Annotated in this window: 17 protein-coding genes; 10 read left to right on the forward strand and 7 right to left on the reverse strand. The window is 52.2% G+C overall.

The window, feature by feature from the left end:
* Positions 1–653 precede the first annotated feature (653 nt).
* Positions 654–1,382 (forward strand): DUF2490 domain-containing protein, encoded by a 729-nt coding sequence (locus EG028_RS14660; RefSeq protein ID WP_120517111.1) that lies wholly within the window; start codon positions 654–656, stop codon positions 1,380–1,382.
* Between the two features lie 73 nt (positions 1,383–1,455).
* Here the strand turns inward: EG028_RS14660 and EG028_RS14665 are convergent, their stop codons facing one another.
* Together EG028_RS14665 and EG028_RS14670 are read right to left on the reverse strand one after the other, a co-directional pair.
* Positions 1,456–2,688, reverse strand: a complete 1,233-nt coding sequence (locus EG028_RS14665) for an MFS transporter (RefSeq protein WP_120517110.1) — start codon at positions 2,686–2,688, stop codon at positions 1,456–1,458.
* A gap of 38 nt (positions 2,689–2,726) precedes the next feature.
* Positions 2,727–3,407 (reverse strand): FadR/GntR family transcriptional regulator, encoded by a 681-nt coding sequence (locus EG028_RS14670; protein ID WP_241559128.1) that lies wholly within the window; start codon positions 3,405–3,407, stop codon positions 2,727–2,729.
* A gap of 186 nt (positions 3,408–3,593) precedes the next feature.
* On the opposite strand from EG028_RS14670, the gene EG028_RS14675 reads away from it, so the two are divergent.
* From EG028_RS14675 to EG028_RS14685, 3 genes are all read left to right on the forward strand, one after another.
* Entirely contained in the window at positions 3,594–3,869 is a 276-nt protein-coding gene (locus EG028_RS14675) for a hypothetical protein (RefSeq protein WP_123864680.1), read from the forward strand.
* A gap of 190 nt (positions 3,870–4,059) precedes the next feature.
* Positions 4,060–4,881, forward strand: coding sequence for an ion transporter (locus tag EG028_RS14680; protein WP_120517108.1), 822 nt, complete (start codon positions 4,060–4,062; stop codon positions 4,879–4,881).
* Positions 4,882–5,110: 229 nt separating this feature from the next.
* Complete coding sequence (locus tag EG028_RS14685) at positions 5,111–5,548, forward strand: nuclear transport factor 2 family protein (RefSeq protein WP_120517107.1); 438 nt, start codon at positions 5,111–5,113, stop codon at positions 5,546–5,548.
* Between the two features lie 71 nt (positions 5,549–5,619).
* Here EG028_RS14685 and EG028_RS14690 read toward each other — a convergent pair whose 3' ends face one another.
* Positions 5,620–7,287, reverse strand: a complete 1,668-nt coding sequence (locus EG028_RS14690; protein ID WP_120517350.1) for a glycoside hydrolase family 28 protein — start codon at positions 7,285–7,287, stop codon at positions 5,620–5,622.
* A 182-nt stretch (positions 7,288–7,469) separates the two neighbouring features.
* On the opposite strand from EG028_RS14690, the gene EG028_RS14695 reads away from it, so the two are divergent.
* The 5 genes from EG028_RS14695 (at position 7,470) to EG028_RS14715 (ending at position 10,350) form a co-directional block, all read left to right on the forward strand.
* The gene (locus EG028_RS14695; RefSeq protein ID WP_120517106.1) at positions 7,470–7,649 is read left to right on the forward strand and encodes a hypothetical protein; all 180 of its coding nucleotides are present in this window, start codon (positions 7,470–7,472) and stop codon (positions 7,647–7,649) included.
* 2 nt (positions 7,650–7,651) lie between these two features.
* Positions 7,652–7,849: a KTSC domain-containing protein gene (locus tag EG028_RS14700; protein ID WP_120517105.1), complete on the forward strand. Its 198-nt coding sequence runs from the start codon at positions 7,652–7,654 to the stop codon at positions 7,847–7,849.
* A 110-nt stretch (positions 7,850–7,959) separates the two neighbouring features.
* Positions 7,960–9,240: an MFS transporter gene (locus EG028_RS14705; RefSeq protein ID WP_120517104.1), complete on the forward strand. Its 1,281-nt coding sequence runs from the start codon at positions 7,960–7,962 to the stop codon at positions 9,238–9,240.
* A gap of 33 nt (positions 9,241–9,273) precedes the next feature.
* On the forward strand, positions 9,274–9,789 hold the full coding sequence (locus EG028_RS14710; protein WP_120517103.1) for a DinB family protein: 516 nt from the start codon (positions 9,274–9,276) through the stop codon (positions 9,787–9,789).
* Between the two features lie 12 nt (positions 9,790–9,801).
* Positions 9,802–10,350: a dihydrofolate reductase family protein gene (locus tag EG028_RS14715; RefSeq protein ID WP_120517102.1), complete on the forward strand. Its 549-nt coding sequence runs from the start codon at positions 9,802–9,804 to the stop codon at positions 10,348–10,350.
* Here EG028_RS14715 and EG028_RS14720 read toward each other — a convergent pair.
* Entirely contained in the window at positions 10,331–11,353 is a 1,023-nt protein-coding gene (locus EG028_RS14720) for an AraC family transcriptional regulator (protein ID WP_120517101.1), read from the reverse strand. The genes EG028_RS14715 and EG028_RS14720 overlap by 20 nt on opposite strands.
* A 164-nt stretch (positions 11,354–11,517) precedes the next feature.
* Here EG028_RS14720 and EG028_RS14725 point away from each other — a divergent pair, with 164 nt between their 5' ends.
* Positions 11,518–11,895 (forward strand): hypothetical protein, encoded by a 378-nt coding sequence (locus tag EG028_RS14725; RefSeq protein WP_120517100.1) that lies wholly within the window; start codon positions 11,518–11,520, stop codon positions 11,893–11,895.
* 129 nt (positions 11,896–12,024) lie between these two features.
* Here the strand turns inward: EG028_RS14725 and EG028_RS14730 are convergent, their stop codons facing one another.
* The 3 genes from EG028_RS14730 to EG028_RS14740 all read right to left on the reverse strand — a co-directional run bounded on the left by EG028_RS14730 (position 12,025) and on the right by EG028_RS14740 (position 16,997).
* Positions 12,025–12,891 carry an ester cyclase gene (locus EG028_RS14730; protein WP_120517099.1) on the reverse strand — a complete coding sequence of 289 codons (867 nt, stop codon included), beginning with the start codon at positions 12,889–12,891 and terminating at the stop codon, positions 12,025–12,027.
* Positions 12,892–12,963: 72 nt separating this feature from the next.
* A complete protein-coding gene (locus tag EG028_RS14735) occupies positions 12,964–13,737 on the reverse strand; it encodes a helix-turn-helix domain-containing protein (RefSeq protein ID WP_120517098.1) in 774 nt (257 codons plus the stop codon).
* A 101-nt stretch (positions 13,738–13,838) separates the two neighbouring features.
* Positions 13,839–16,997: a TonB-dependent receptor gene (locus tag EG028_RS14740; RefSeq protein WP_120517097.1), complete on the reverse strand. Its 3,159-nt coding sequence runs from the start codon at positions 16,995–16,997 to the stop codon at positions 13,839–13,841.
* Between the last annotated feature and the right edge of the window lie 141 nt (positions 16,998–17,138).

Genomic DNA, 17,138 nt, shown 5'->3' on the forward strand with positions numbered 1-17,138 from the left:
GGAGAATATAGCATCATTTGCCGCCCTAACCGGCCTCTAACCTACGTCTAACCTAGGTAAAAACCCGGTCTAACCGGCCTCTAACCTACGTCTAACCGGACCTTTGTCATGAGCATGACAATTAGCATCGGAAGACCTCCGGAGCCCCAAAAAGTACCCGCAAAATGCCCTTGTAACCTTTGTCTAACTCACCGTAACCTTTATAAAAGCCGGTGTAACCTTTGTCTAACCTTTATGTAACCTTTATGATTTTAGGGAAAAAAGCGCTGATCATTACCGTTGAAGTATAGATGCTCCATGGATACTCCTGGGATACGCCTGGGATAGTGTATGGGGAGTATATGGATGGGGGCACTTTTGTCATGAGCATGACAATCGGGCTTCTGATAGTAGTCTAATAGTAGTGATAGTGTAGTAGTAGAGTAGTCTAAGAGTAGTGTAATAGTAGTAGTGAAGTAGTAGCGAAGCTGTTCCTAAGCAGTACAGAAGTAGCAGACAAGTAGTAAATGGGTTTTTCCGGCTGTTCCGTCAGCAGGGGCAGCGTGACGAGGGTGCTTTTCATTGTAAAGGCTTATCAGGATAAAGAGTGACACAATATCTTAAATAAGTGCTTCAGTTTGATTAAATCGTCATCCTGCCTTATTTTTAACCGCATGAGGCAGATATTTTTTACGGGATTGCTGTTCCTTTTTACAGCCACCACGCTCAGCGCCCAGCAACAGCCGCAGTTCGCCGGCTGGCTGGCGTCGTTTAACACGATCAGGATACCTTCTTCGAAATTCTCCGTCCACCTGGACGTGCAGGCCCGCACCAGCGACAAATGGGAGTCATTCCAGACATTTATCGTGCGCCCGGGCATCAATTATCATGTGCGGAAAAATATGATCCTCACGGCGGGTTATGCCCTGGTGAGCAACCGTTACATGCAGGCGGACCATTTCACGGAGCACCGCATCTGGGAACAGTTTATCATCAACCATCCCGTTGCGTTCATCCCCTTGCAGCACCGCTTCCGGGTGGAGCAGCGGTTTATCGGGAATATGGTATACGACCCCGCGGAAGCGAAATGGGATAAAGACGGGCACAACACCGCGCACCGTTTCCGGTATTTCCTGCGGGGCATTATCCCGTTCAGCGGGGAGAAGTCCTTTTCCAAAGGGATGTTTGGCGCCGTGCAGAACGAGTTGTTCCTCAATTTCGGGGACAAAAGCGCGGTGAACGGCAAAACCTTTGACCAGAACAGGGCTTACGGCGCCATTGGTTACCGCTTCAGTTCTACATTCGACCTGGAAGCGGGTTATCTCAACCAGTACATCACCCAGCGCAACGACAACTTTACGAACGTGCATGTATTACAAATGGCGGCATACCTGCGGCTGTAATCAGCATAACTAAAAAGAAAAAGCGTCCCGAAAGTTTTCGGGACGCTTTTTTTATGCGGACAATGTTGTTGTATTATGCGGTTTTCTTTTTCTTCCCTTCAATATTCGGCAACAATCCCGTGAGCAGCCCTATCAGCGGGAGATAAGCGCATACCTGGTATACGTAGTTGATACTGGTCCTGTCCGCCAGCTCGCCCAGCAGCGCGGAGCCCACGCCGGCCATGCCAAAGGCGAAACCAAAGAACAGCCCGGCGATCATGCCCACTTTCCCCGGCACCAGCTCCTGCGCATATACGAGGATGGCGGAGAAAGCCGAAGAAAGGATCACCCCGATGAACACGCTCAGGATCACCGTCCAGAAAAGGTTCACGTGCGGCATCAGCAGTGCGAAAGGCGCCACGCCAAGGATGGAGATCCAGATCACGTATTTCCTGCCGATGCGGTCGCCCACCGGCCCGCCGATGAACGTGCCCGCCGCGATGGCGAACAGGAAGACAAACAGGTATACCTGCGCATTCTGTACAGATACCTGGAATTTGTCCATCAGGTAAAATGTATAATAACTGGTAAGGCTGGCCATGTAGAAGTATTTGGAAAAGATCAGCACCATCAGGATAAACAGTGCAAATGCAACCTTTCCTTTAGAGAGTTTCAGCACTTCGCGCTGGGCCGCCTGTTTTTTAGGTTTAATGCGGTGCGTGTTGCCAAGGTACCAGCGGCTGATGCGGAGCATCACTACAATAGCCAGCAAGGCGATCAGGGAGAACCATGCGATGGAATACTGCCCGAAAGGCACGATGATGGCCGCGGCCAGCAAAGGCCCCAGCGAGCTGCCTGTGTTACCGCCTACCTGGAAGAGGGATTGGGCCATGCCATGCCTGCCGCCGGAAGCCATATAGGCCAGCCGGGAAGCTTCAGGGTGAAATACGGCGGAGCCGATGCCCACCAGCCCCACGGATACAAGCACGATCGCAAAGCTATGCGCAAAAGCAAGACAGATCAGCCCCAGCAGGGTGAAGCCCATACCGATGGCCAGGGAATAAGGTTGCGGTTTTTTGTCTGTGTAAATACCCACCAGCGGCTGCAAAATAGACGCAGAGAGCTGGAAGGTGAGGGTAATGAGGCCCACCTGCGAAAAGCTGAGGCGCAGGGAATCTTTTACCATCGGGTAGATGGCGGGTATCAGCGACTGAATGGTGTCATTCAGCAGGTGTGTAAAGCTCAGTGCGAGCAATACAGAGAATACGGTCTTTTCAGCTACCTGTTGTGCTGTCTTTTTCTCTTCTCCTTCCAGTACAGTTTCCATGGTTGTCAGATCATCAGATGTTTAGGTTCAAAAAAATATCATTTGCTGTGGCTGTGCGTGCTGATCTTGCTGGCCCAGAGCAGCGCCTGCGCTGGATTTTTGTCTATGATGGCTTCCAGCAGCGATTTGTGCAGCGCCTGCGAATCCAGGAACGCGTCCGTATCGTCAAAGCGGTCTATGAACGATTGCAGGATGTGGGTGGAGATGGTTTTATACAGGTCCACCATGATCTCGTTCTGCGACGCTACCGCAATGCTGGTATGAAAGTTAATATCCGCCTGCATACATGCTTCCACGTTGTTCGCCTTTGCGTGCATGTGCCGTTGTTTCAGGAAGTCCTTCATCTGCGCGATGTCTTCCTTTGTGCGGTGCATGGCGGCTTTCTCCGCGATCTTTACTTCCAGCAGCAGCCGTACCTCGTTCAGGTCCTGGTACTGCGCCCGGTGCAGCCGTTTGGCCAGCGGCTCCGCCATGGGCTGCCTGGATGTGATGAATGTGCCCAATCCCTGCTGCACGCGCACCAACCCGCCGTTCACCAGCAGGCGTACGGCTTCGCGGATAGTAGAGCGGCCCACGGCAAACTGCTGCATGAGCTCAGGCTCGGTAGGCAGCTGCTGGCCGATATCGTATTTGCCGGAGCAGATCAGCTCCTGTAGCTGCGCGGCCACTTCGTCCGCCAGGTTTTTGCGTTGCAGAGGTTGAATAGACTTATTCATCATATCATCAGATGTTTGCAAAGGTAGGAGAAAATATGATTTTGCGAAAGTGTTTTGCTGACAAGGAAAGAATTAAGTGTTTATTAACGGATACATACATTATTTGTATTGATAATGTATGTAATTGGCATTGCGATAATCCATACTTTTGTACTTCCATTTAGTTGTTGAAACAAAAAATATTATCCAATGGCACTACCCAAGTTCATGATTGCAGATGATCCCGTTACGGACCCGGATAATGAATATATCTTTCATACGGAGCGGCCCCGTTTTTTTGCAAAGCGCGTAGAAGAAGATGAAGAGGTGGCGTATATCGATATCGTGGAAGAGATCGATAATGTGGAGGAATATTTTCACGGCGAACCTGAAAAAAAGCAGGAGCTGCTGGATCAGCTGGAAGACTGGTACTATGCGTACATGGAATGGCTGGACGAGGAGGATGATGACGACGAGGAGGAGTAATTCCCCCGAAGTCCCGGGCAACTCCCGGGTGTTTGTATGCTTTATAAGCCGGGAACCTGCATTGTAGGGGCTTCCAGGGATAAATAACCCTGCCTTGCCCACTGCTGCGGTGTTTCGTGTAGCCGCATCCGGACTATCCCCCTCACGTCCCTGTTTTAACAGCATTCAATAACCCTGTAATCCCCCGGCTATGGTGAAAGGAAAAGATGCCAGCAACTGGCAGGTGAAGCTGCACAGCATCATCTACGAATCGGAAACCAAAGCAGGCAAAGCTTTCGATATTGCATTGCTGTTCTTTATCCTCACCAGCATCGTGGTAGTAATGCTGGATAGTGTGGACGATCTTCACGCCCGCTACGGCAGGACCTTCTTTATCCTTGAATGGGTCTTTACCGGCATTTTTACGGTCGAATATATCCTGCGGCTGATCAGTATCCGGAGGCCGTATAAATTTATCTTCAGTTTTTTAGGGGTGATAGACCTGCTGGCGATCATTCCCAGTTATCTCAGCGTGTTTTTCGTGGGGGCGCAGTCGTTGCTCGTGCTCCGGGCATTACGCCTGCTGCGTATCTTCAGGATATTCAGGCTGGTGCATTTCCTCTCCGAGATGCGTTTCCTTTCCATCGCGATCTCCAACAGCCTTCGCAAGATCAGCATCTTTATCCTGTTCGTGCTCACCTGCGTGGTGATACTGGGCTCCGTTATTTACCTGGTGGAAGATGACAACAGCGGTTTTACCAGCATCCCGCAATCCGTCTACTGGGCAATCGTGACCATTACCACCGTCGGGTATGGCGATGTGGCGCCGGCTACGCCGCTGGGCAAGTTCATCGCGAGTTTTATCATGCTGCTGGGGTATGGCATCATTGCCGTGCCCACGGGGATCGTAACCACCGAAATGGCGCAGGCATACAAAGGCCGGGGCCGCGGGAACAACGCCTGCCCCAATTGCGGAAAAGAAGGGCACGACCTGGACGCCCGTTTCTGCAAGTTCTGTGGGGAAAAATTATAAGGGGGATCAGTTACACTGGCCGAGCGCCAGGTAAATAATGATGAACACAACGATCGTTCCAAGGCAGCCGCCGCCCAGTTTTTTGGCTCCGTAACCGGCAATTAACGCTCTCCAGAATTTATTCATGGTTCATGGTTTTTACAATGCTTCCCTAATTTACATCATTTCTGACCGCGAACCGCTGCCGCCCTCCCGCTAATTTTTTACATTTGTCAAAACCCTGGTTAAAATGGCTGCACAACATATCATAGAAACCGTTCAGAATATATTTACCGGCGCTGATGAAAGGGATTGGGACCGCTGTCTTGCATCGATGGACGAAAAAGTTTACCTCGATTATTCCTCCATGGGCGCCGGCGATGCAAAAGAACTGCCCGCCACGGATATTATCAGCTCCTGGAAAACATTCCTGCCCCGCTTCAAAGCCACCCATCACCAACTGGGCAATTTTACCATCAGGGAGCACAACGGCGAAGCAGAAGTGGCGTTTTACGGCACGGCCACCCACTTTTTCCCGACGGAATCCATGCAGAACGTATGGACCGTAGTAGGAACCTATAACGCGAAACTGGTATCAGACAAAGGACAGTGGAAAGTAACGGCCCTGCGTTTCAACCTGAAGTACCAGGACGGCAATCTCGCACTGCCGCAGATCGCCGGAAACTGATCCCGCCAATAAAAAAGGGGAGAAATGCTCTCCCCCTTTTGCCTGGTTGTTGTTCAGATTTGTTATATCCTCTAGCCTCTCATTACTACAGATTTTTCACCGGCCCCGTCTTTCAGCGCCAGCGTTTTCCCCGCTTTGCGCAGATCGCCCCCGTCCACCAGGATGCCTTCGCTGGCGGCCCCTTCCACCTGGAGGAAAGTAGCGGCCGGGCTGAGCACACGCACGGCGGAAAGCAGGATGTCCTTTGAGCCAGTAAAACGTAACAACTCCGCATCGGGGCTGCCCTGCGCGCTGAAACCCGCGATGGAGGCATCCTGTACATTGTCGAATACCATGGCCGGGCGTGCGTCCGGCTGATCGTATTCAAAACGGACATTCTGCAAAGTGAGCCCTTTTACGTTGCGGGCATATAAACCATATGCGGGTGGGCCGCCGGGCGCTTTGTCCCACACGCCGAAATATTCCGCCGCTACCCGCGGCACATCTCGTTTGGCGGCTTGTTCCGCCGTACCGCCGCCCGCGTATTTTATATGTACATCGGTAAAACTGATGTCTTCCAGGTAATATTCGCCCATGGCGTTCAGCGTGATGCAGGAATTTTTCTCGCCTTCCCAGGTGTGGAGGTCGAAATGAATATCCGGGTGCGGCTCCGGTTTGGCGGCTACGGTGGCGCGGATGCCGTTAAAAACAATGTTCCGGATAAACGGTTTTTTGATGGCGTTCGCACTGGCATTGTTACCGCTGGCGCCGCTGAAACCGATGCCGATAGGGCCCGTCACATTACGCATGATGATGTTCGAAAAGGTCAGATTTTCGATGCTGGCCCTTCCCGCGCTGATCTTGATCGGGCAGCCGAAAGTGTCGTAGATAAGACAGTTTGAAATAGCGATATTCTGCGATTCCCCGCCCCCAAAGCGGAAAATGGACCAGCGGGTGCTGAAGGAACAGTTGGTGACGGTCACGAACCGGTTGCTGCCAAAGAGGGCACAGGCATCATCCTGGCACTGTACGTCGCAGTTGGCGATGTGCACGTATTCGCAGCTGGAAAAGTGAAAACCATCATTGTTTTTGTTCACCCGGTTGTAAATGCGCACGCCATCGAAATGGATGTGTTTGCATTGCAGGATACGCACGCAATGATAGGCGCTGGCGGTGAGGAATACGTCTTTGATGTCCACATTGGTACAGGCGTAAAATATCAGCAGGTGCGGCCTGTCGAAGTTGCCGCCCACGCCGTTCTGCCCCGGGCCGGTATTGTCCCCTTTGCCATTGTAAAAAGAAAGGCCGTTTCCGTCTACGGTGCCTTTGCCTTCAATACTGAGCCTGTCCGCCTTCACGGCATAGAGGAATACGATGTTCCCGTTCCCGGAAGGCACGCCGTTGCCCGCAGTATAGTCCTCGCGTTTGGTGCTGCCCAGCAGTTTGCCGCCCGCTTCAATGTGAAGGGTTACAAAAGATTTGAGCTCCAGCGTCCCCGAAAGGAATTCGCCGGGAGGGATGAGCACCATGCCGCCCTGGGCCTGGTTGCAGGCATCTATAGCCTTCTGGATGGCTTTGGTGTTGAGGGTTTTGCCATCCCCTTTGGCGCCATAATCCCGCACGTCGAAGATGCGGCTGGCGGGGGCCGGCGGGGTGGCGCCCAGGGCCTGGGAAGAGGCCAGTACGCCGCTGCCTACAGCGGCTGTGGCAAACATTCCCAGCCAGTTCCGCCTTGAAAGATTGGATTGCGAACTTTTCATAAAATGGAATTTTGTGCTTTTATGCAAACGATTGCAATAAGGTAAGAAAAAAGGCGTCACAAAAGGAAATATATTTTACGGAAGCGGGGAATTAATTGCCCATTCCCGGCAGGAACAGCCGTACGGAGACGGGATTGGCGTCTGGCACAATTCTTCCGGGATAACAGGTAAAAGTTACTGTTATGACCTCAGGTTTCATTATTCTGATCGTTGCGGCCGTGGCTCTTGGGCTTATCTACCTGATGCTCCACCAGTTCCGCAAAACCCGCGATAAGGGGCCGGACAAACTGATCAACAGGAATATACCGCCATATGAGCCGGATGAGAAGAAGGCGGGCGGAGGTTTAGACGAATTCCGCTGATCATGCCCTCCTCTGTTATCAGGTATTTCAGGTACAATCCGAAAACGGCCGTGTTAAAAATAACGTTCGTAACGGGCAGGGTATATGAATACCTTTCCGTGCCGCAGGAAATTTATCGTGAAATGAAAGAAGCCTTTTCAAAAGGGCAGTTTTTTAATAAATACATCAGGGACCAGTTCACTTTCCGGATCCTTGAATGATTCCCTTATTCCCACCATCTTTCCAGCCCCGGTGCAAATGTCACAATCACCCCTAAAGATTGTCGTGTTTGGCCAGTATGAAAGTTAAAATTCGGGGGTAAAATTGTAAGGTGAAAAATTTCTATCTCATACTGGTCAATGCAATTGTGGCCGCGGTGACGAATACCTTCGTCTGGTTCGCCGTTACTTTCTGGGTGTACCTGGAAACAAGATCCGTGATGGTCACGTCTTACATGGCAGGCATTTATATCGGCACGGTCTCTTTGTCGGGTTTTTTCCTGGGCAGTATCGTGGACCGTTACCGGAAAAAGACCGCCATGCTTTTTTCGAGTATCCTCACGCTGGTGCTGTTTGTACTGGCGGGGATCGTGTATATCAGTTCGCCCGCGGCGGCTTTTAAAGACCCCAATAGTTTCCAGCTCTGGCTTTTTATCGTGTTGTGTTTGTTTGGCGTACTGGCCGGGAATATCCGGAACATCGCCCTGCCCACGATAGTGACGTTTATGGTGGAAGAAAATTCGCGGGATAAAGCAAACGGGCTGATCGGCAGCGCGAACGGCACCGCGTTTATGCTGGCTTCCATCCCCAGCGGGTTTGTGATCAGTTTTATGGGCGTGTTCTGGATGCTGGTATTCGGTATCGGGCTCACCGTAGTGGCGATCGTTCACCTGCTTTTTATCAGGGTGGAGGAAAAACAGATCGTACATGCGGAAGGGGCCAAACCGAAGATCGACATCCGTGGCACCATTAATGTGATAAAAAACATTCCCGGCCTCTTTGGGCTGATATTTTTTAATACGTTCAACAATTTCCTCGGCGGCGTATTTATGTCGCTGATGGATGCGTACGGCCTTGCGCTGGTGTCCGCGCACGTGTGGGGCACGCTCTGGGCGGTGCTGAGCCTCGGTTTTATCGTAGGCGGGCTGGTGGTATCCAAATACGGGCTGGGCAAAAGCCCGATCAGGCTGCTGTTTTTGGCGAATATCGTGATGTGGGCGATCTGTATCTTTTTCACGATACAGGCTTCCATCCTGTTGTTGTCCATCGGTATGTTCGTTTTCCTCTGCCTCATCCCGGTAGTGGAAGCGGCGGAGCAGACCGTGATCCAGAAAGTGATCCCGCCGGACAGGCAGGGCCGCGTATTTGGTTTCGCGCAAAGTATCGAGCAGGCGGCATCACCTTTAACCGCCTTTATGATCGGGCCGATCGCGCAGTATGTTTTTATCCCGTTCATGACCACGGGCAAAGGGGTGGACATACTGGGAGGGTGGTTCGGCACAGGCATGGACCGCGGCATTGCACTGCTGTTCTCCGCGACCGGCGTACTGGGCCTGATCATCACACTGGTGGCCATGCGCACACGGGCTTACGCGAAGCTCGTAAGGATATAGGTTAGAATTATTTTTCAATAAAAACATTTCATTATGGAAACGCTTACTATTTCACCGGTTCAACAGGGCACATTGAATGCCCAACTGGCGATGTACGATCTGCACACACTGTTGTTCAACAACGTGCTGGATAGCATGACGGACAAGGATGCGCACAACCGCCTTGGCACAAAGGCCAATCACCCCGCATGGCTGGCGGGCAGCCTGGTGCAGGAAAGATTTGCGATGGCGAACGTGCTGGGCGTGGATAAAACCCAGCAAAAGGAAGCGAACGACCTGTTCAAAGACCATGCTGGTATCAAAGATGGCGTTACCTATCCTTCTCTCGATTCTTACCGTGAAGACTGGAATCTGATCTCCCCGCTGCTGCGCCACGCGCTGGCCAATGCCACGCCGGACCAGCTGAACGGACCGGATCCCTTCGGTATGGGCGAAGACATGAAACTGCTGGATGTAATGACCTACTGTATGGACAGGGAATCGTATTGCATCGGGCAGCTGGGTTTATTCCGCCGCCTGCTGGGTTATCCGGCGATGCGTTATCAATAAAAATGCCGCATCATGCAGAAATTATTTGTATCCAACGCATGTACCCTGGACGGTATGATGGCCGGGCCGAACGGAGAGCTGGACTGGATGAAGGTAGACGAAGAGTTCGACAACTATTCCGAAGAAATGCTGGAAAGCGCGGACACGCTTGCCTTCGGCAGGAAGACCTATCAGCTGATGGAGAGCTACTGGCCGGGAAACAAAGAAGGAAGCGATCACGTAACCGGGCTGATGAATTCCCTGCATAAGGTTGTTTTTACCAAAACGTTGAAAACAACAGATTGGAACAATGTAGATATCCTTTCAGGAGAGATCGGCGGGGAAGTAAAACGGCTGAAGGAAAAGGACGGCAGAGGTATTGCCCTGCTGGGCAGCGGCGAGATCGTGACCGCTTTGACAAAACTGAAGCTGGTAGACGAATACAGGCTGATCTTATCCCCGGTGGTGCTGGGCAAAGGCAAGCCGCTGTTTCCCGGTATGGATGAGCCGGTTGACCTGCAGCTGGTACATACCCGGACTTTTAAATCCGGGAAGATGATACTTACTTATCACCCGTTGTAGTTTTTTGATAGGCGGCGGGTGTAATGCCCGTCCAACGTTTGAATGCCCTCAGGAAAGCGCTGGGCTCATTGTAGCCGAGAATGTACGCAATGTCTTTCACCTGGTAGTTGCCGGATTGGAGGTAATGCTCCGCCAGCGTTTTCCTGACGGATTCAACGATCTGTATAAATGTGACCCCCTCTTCTTTTAGCTTCCGCTGGAGATTCCGCGGGCTGATATTAAAGTTCGCCGCCACCGCTTCCAGTGAAAGAGCATAGAGATAGGAATTTGTGAGGAGGTAATTGTAGATCCTGGCTTCGAGGGATCCCGCTTCTTCTTCTCCTTTTATCAGGCCCTGTACTTTGCCCAGTAAATAATTTTGCAGCTCGTAATTCGCCGTGAGAATGGACAGGTTCAGCATGGAATTATCCAGCTCTATGGCAAGCTCCCCGGTTTTTTTCTTTATGGGGCCGCGCAGTACCCTGGCATATTCCGCCGCATCTTCCACGGCGTAGGGTAACTGCACAGATATTGGTTCCACTTTTTGCAGCAGCAGCCCGTCCAGCTCATGTACAACAAACACGGCCAGGAAATCCGCCATGTGCCTGAAGGTACTCGGCGAAGCAGCGGACTTTTTCGCATCCGCATTAAACTGTACCGTGAACGTCTTTTTATGATGATTGACCTGCATCCTGAAAATATCCGTGAGCAAAGGCGTCATGGCGCCCGCGTTTGAAAGCGCTTCCCCTACTGAATTACTCGTTTGTATGATCTGCCCCACCACGCCCAAAGCCGCCAGCTGCATGGATTCCCCGAAGTGCAGCCCGAACAGTCCGTCGTTGCTCAGGTGCGCCGCATTTTTCCAGAGATTATTGATCTGCGCCGCATTCAGCGGAAGCCTGCCCTGTTTCAGCAAAGCCTTATAATCAATCCCGGAAAGCTTGCAAAGCCGTTGCGGCTTCACATCCCGTTGGGCGGCATATGCCAGCAGCGCCAGTATGAATTGTTTCTGAAAATCTTCCATGCTCCAATTTTCTTCAAAGGTAATAGTGAATAAGATGAAGATAACCCGATTGTCGTGAAATGACAACCCGTTGTCGTGTAAAGGTAACTGGCAGGCGGTATGCCGGTAGTAGTTTTGTATCAACAAATCAAACCATTTACAAACACAAACTAAAACCAATTACCATGATACCTTTAACCACCACCATGCAGATCAATGCTATTTCTTCAGGCGCTACCGGCGCAGGACTGATTGCCCTGGCCAAACCTATTGCAGGGATCTTCGGAGTGACGCAGACCGTTCCTTTTATTTTCGTGGGTGCGTTCCTTGTATTGTTTGCCACGCTTGTATTTGCGGTTAGCAAAGGCAAGCCGGTGAACCCCGGCGCGGTAAAGTTCGTGATCCTCCTGGATACTTTGTGGGTGGCCGGCAGCGCATTGGCGATCGTGATGCTTTTTCCCGTGATCTCAGGCCTGGGCAGCCTGCTGATTGCCGGCGTTGCACTTTGGGTGGCAGCTATGGCCTGGTTGCAGAAAAAAGGCCTGGCGATGATCAACGCGTAAGCCTTTCATCGAGAGGGCCGCCCTTACCAGGCGGCCCTTTTTTGTTTGCCGTAACCAACTGTCCCATCTATGTATCACAACTTTTACACTGGTTTCTTAGGGAAGGATTTGCCGGAATACGGCAAGGTCCTAATGCTGCACTTTTGTATAGACAGCCCTGTCCATAGTAATATGGAGGCGTTTTAACATTTCGGCGGGATCAAAACCGTCCTTTTGATAGAACTCCTGCACTTTTTCTTTGGCTTTTTGCAGGGCTCCGGCGTTTTCCCAGGTTGCTATCGTAACACAGTGAAGGTTACCGTCCTTATCTGTAGAGGTGTAAGCCTCGTCCTCAATGAAGCCCGGCAGGGTTTTGATGAATTGCCGGTTGATGTTGGTCCTCTTCATGAACTCATCTTTGGCGGCGGCCGGTACCATGAACTTGTCTATAAAACGGACCTGCTCCAGGCTTTCCTGTATAGCCGGCAGCTTGCTAATGTCCTGCGGGAGGACGCCCAGCTGCTGGAGGACGCCGAGGCGGTCCGGCTGCAGGCGGGAGCCGACGATCTTCCCTTCTTTAAAGTAATATATCGAAAGGCCGTTATTGTTCACTTTTTTATGCGTAGCCGGAATATGCAGGAACTGGTTTTGTTGTGTGCCCTCCGATATCCAGCTCACCGCGACTTTGTCGCCTTCACCCACCAGTTCGGTGATCTGCCAGATGATGTCCGGGAAAGCCTTGTTCACCGGGGCTATATTTGATTCAAAACCAGCAACGCCTTTTTCGCCCTTTGGGCCAATGTAGTTTTCTGATACAAATTCTTCCAGGATGGAGAAGTTGTTTTTATTCAACACTTCGTCGTACAGTCTGCTGATAATTTCCTTGTTGTGCCGGGTATTCATGTTGTCGGTGGTTTTGTTTGGTGAAGAAATGGGCCGGCTTCCCTGCGCGAAGCTGGCGGCGGGTATCATTAGTATGGCGAGGGAAGTGCGGATGTGGTTCAATGCGGATTTCATTGTGAATAATTTCTCACAAAATTACCGGTGCGGCGGGGGGAGGAATTGTAAAAAATCATTGATCTGGGATCTCTACCAGAATTGCCCGGCACTGAAAAATTCAGTGGGCGTACGGCCGGTAAACAACCGAAAATCCTTGATAAAGTGGGACTGATCAAAATAACCGGCCTCGTAGGTGGCGTCGGTGAGGGAAGGATAAGTGGGATATTTGTCGATGAGGTGCCTGAGCCGGATGATAGATGCGAATTGTTTGGGTGTGGAGCCGATCAGCGAGCGGAAACGTTTTTCAAAGGCGTCCTGGCTGATGTGCAGGGAGGCGGCCAGCTCTTTTACCCTGATCACCCCGTTCTGCTGTTTGATGATCTTCACGGCGTCACCAATGACGGGTAAGGTTTTCCGGGTGTTGAGCTTTTTCAGCAGGAAGTCTTCCGCCAGCGTTACCCTCGCGCGGTTGTGCTTTGCTTCCGCCATGCGGTCCAGTACTTCGCGGAGTTCGGCGCCTTTAAACACATTGTCCGAAGACACGCTCCGGCCGAACAGTTCATGTGCGGGCAGGCTGGAAAATGCCGCGATGCCGCATTCGCGGAGGATCACGAGCAGGTTTGCGGTGGAGCTGGTGTATTGAAATGTGCGGGCATGTTTCCGCAAGCCTGATATGACGGTTGCGGGGATGGTCTCTGCTGCGCCGTTGGCGGTGATCATTATATTTCCTGAAAAGCGGAAAGACAATACGAGGGAGGTGTCCGGGATGGTCTGGCTTTCCGTAGCCTGGCCGGTTTCAATGACGAGGTATTCCTTTACAAAAGGCGCCAGTGCTGCGGACGGAATAAATCTCTCAAGTTTCATGTGAATGCACGTACCGGATGGTACTGCTAAGTTACGGATATTCCGGATGCAAAAAGGGCGCCCCTGAAGGAGCGCCCCGGATATTTGAATTGAGTACTAAGTTAGAATGCATAACGTACGCCTGCCTGGATCTGCCAGGGATTGCCGGAGGGTGTGATCACACCGGCATTGGCATTTACGCCATAGGTGTAAGTCTGGGTGGCCTGGTTGAACCCGTTCAGGTTCAGCAGGTTGGTTTTGCCCAGCGTTTTAGCCGCACCCCAGTCTTTGTTCAGCAGGTTGGCCACGTTAAATACGTCGCCGGACACTTCGATGCTGTGCGTTTTGAAGAGTTTGAACTTCTTGCTCACGCGGAGGTCCCACACGCCGAAGAATTTGTTTTCACCGCCGTTACGCTCGGCTACTTTGCCCATATTGTCGCGGATGTACTCCTTGATGTTTTCGCTGGCATTCGGGTTGTCCAGGATGCCTTTGATGCCGTTGCGCAGTGCTTCGGGCACATTGGGATCGTTGATGTTGAACACGTAAGGCAGGTCGTTGGTGGCTACGAAGTCGCCATTCACGTTCCCGTTCACAGCCAGGGTGTAGCGGGTGCCGCCAAGGCCGGAGTAACGTACGCCCACGTTCCAGCCGGCAAGGGAGGGCAGGGTGCCGTAGAATACGATCTTATGACGGAAGTGATTGTCCGAATAATTCATCAGGCTGAGGTTACGCGGGTCCTGCGGCGTCATCAGCGAGAGGGTGGCGGTATTGGCCACGTCGCCGTTGTAGGAAGTATTGTCTTTCGCCTGGTTCCAGGTGTAGCTCATAGACACTTCGCCATCGCGGAAATAACGCCAGGTCACGTCCGCCACGAAAGCGAACTGGTTCACTTTACCGGCGCTGTTCAGCTCCAATACGCGGCCTACATTGGTGCTCTTGCGTCCTTTGGTCCAGTCGGCGGCGCCGTTTGCGGGGATGCTGTTCGCCGGAACGTATACGCCGCGGCCACCTTCGTTGCTCAGCGTGAAGTACGGCTGGTCCACCATATTCCTGTCCACATACATATAGTTGTTGCGGCCGAGGGTGGCGAAGAAGGTCACGCCGGCTTTGAGGCGTTCGCCGAAGATGTGATTGTAAGAGATGTTTGCTTTATAGATCACGGGGATGCCCGCATCTTTACCATTCATATTGATGGTGCCGATACGCGGCAGGCCCAGCTGGTCAAACAGTTCTTTACCAGGCGCTGATGCCGGGTTTTTGCGGTATTCGATGAAATTGGGAGAGGGAACGCCCGCACCCTGGATATCGATGGACAGGATCTTGGTACCGTCAAACAACTGGTTGTTGATCATCGCGTAGTTGTTGATGTCCGATGCGAAGATGCCCGCGCCGAAGCGGAGGAAGTCGGTGTGTTTCTGGTTGATGTCCCAGTTGAACTGGATACGCGGCTGCAGCTGGAAGGTGTTGAGGCCGTTGTTCGTACTGAGGCCCAGCTCGTCGTACACGGTCTGGTTGAAGTTCGCTTCGTTCATGTACGTGGTGTAGTCCGCGCGCAGGCCCAGGATCATTTCGAGGCCTTTGCCCAGCTGCGTCTGCATCTGTGCGTACAGGCCCGCGTTGAGCACGTTCTGTTTCACGCTGTGATCGTCTGACAGGGCTACTTCACGGGCATAACGCACCGGCGTCATGTTGTCAAAGCCGGCCATCTGCTGGAAGTAGAAACGCCCGTTCAGCTCGCTGCCGTAGAGGGAGTTCAGGTGGCTGTACATGATGTCTGTACCGAAGGTAAAATTGGCTTTGTCGGTATTCATGTACACGTTGTCTACCAGCTGTACCACGTTGTTGTAGAAATGTTCGGGAGAGAAACGCTGGCCGCCGAACTGGATGGCGGTCTGTACCGCTTTTCCGTTGATGGTGGAACCGATCCTTTCAACGATGGCGCGGGGAATGTTCTGTGCGGGCAGCTGTGCATTGGGCACGCTTTCCTCGAAAGTATACAGGTGTTGCAGTTTCAGTTCGTTGGTGATCCTCGGGGTTAAAGTCGTACGCAACGTGGCCAGCAGGCTGTTGTTGAACGTGTTGGCGTCACCGTAGGATTCGTAGAGGTTGATGGCGGTATTGTCATCGCGGCCCAGCGGGTTGCGGTCGTTGATAAAGTTGTCGCGGATGGTAAGCAGGTTCTTTTCGTTCAGCTGCCAGTCTATCCTCGCGAAGATCGCGTCTGTGCCGCGTTTTTTATCGAAGGACCCGGTCTGCTGACCGCTGCCCACACCGTATTTGGTACGTGCGATGCCCAGGAACTGGTCCAGGGTGGCCTGAGTGATGTTCAGCCGGGCTTCGTCTTCGGGACTTTTGATGTCCGCGATGAACAGCGGGCGGGAATCCGCCTGGCGGTCCCAGGTGAAGAAGAAGTGCGCTTTGTTTTTGATGATGGGGCCGCTCAGTGAGAAGCCGTATTGATTAGTAGAGAAGTCGTTCACACGTTTTGCGCCGCGGATGTCGTAGTTACTGCTGAGGAAGTCCGCGCGGCCATAGATGAATGCGCTGCCGCTCCAGGTGTTGGTACCTGATTTGGTAACGGAGCTGATCGTACCGCCACCGCTGCGGCCGTAGGTTACATCGTACTGGTTCGTTACGATCTTAAATTCCCGGATGGCTTCCATGGAAAGGATGTAAGGGGCGCCGGTGCGGCTGTTTGACCCGCCGCCTGAGGTAGGATTGCGGGCAGTGGTGCCGTCGATCGTGAAGTTGGTGGAAGAAGCCAGCTGGCCGGAGAGGTTGTTCCCGCGGCTGAGGGGGGACAGATCGATCAGGCTGGTGAAATTCCTTCCGTTCACCGGCAGGCGGGAGATGTCCCTTGCGGTAACGGTGGTGGCTGCACCGAAGTTGTCCCGTTTGTTGCGCAGCGCGTTCCCGACCACTTTTACTTCATTGATGGTCACGGACGATGGCTGCATTTCCACATTCACCCTGAGCACGTCGCCCTGGTTGAGGGAATAACCTTCCATTTTTTCGTCAGCATACCCCATAAAAGTTACGATAACCGTGTAGGGGCCGCCAAGCGGCATTTCCCGGAAATGGTATTCACCTTTGGCGTTGGTAACGGTACGGCTGGTGAAACCGGTACTTTCATTCCGCACCAGTACCGATGCGCCGGGAATGAGTTGTTTCTTATCATCGGAAACAACTCCGAAAACGGAGGCCTGCGTGGTTTGCGCCCTGAGTTGGGAGCTGAAAAGACCGGCAAGGCAGCATAATAGCAATAGGATTTTTTTCATAATGTTTTGTTAAAACAGCGTGAAATTAGTGGTTCGTGGAACAGTGCGATAGTATCAAGCACAATGATAACTCTAATTTAATACACATCGGCATCCGATGTTACTAAGTTAAACTTGGTATATTGCTGATACGATGTCCTT

The organism is Chitinophaga barathri (assembly GCF_003807585.1).
Classification (GTDB): domain Bacteria; phylum Bacteroidota; class Bacteroidia; order Chitinophagales; family Chitinophagaceae; genus Chitinophaga; species Chitinophaga barathri.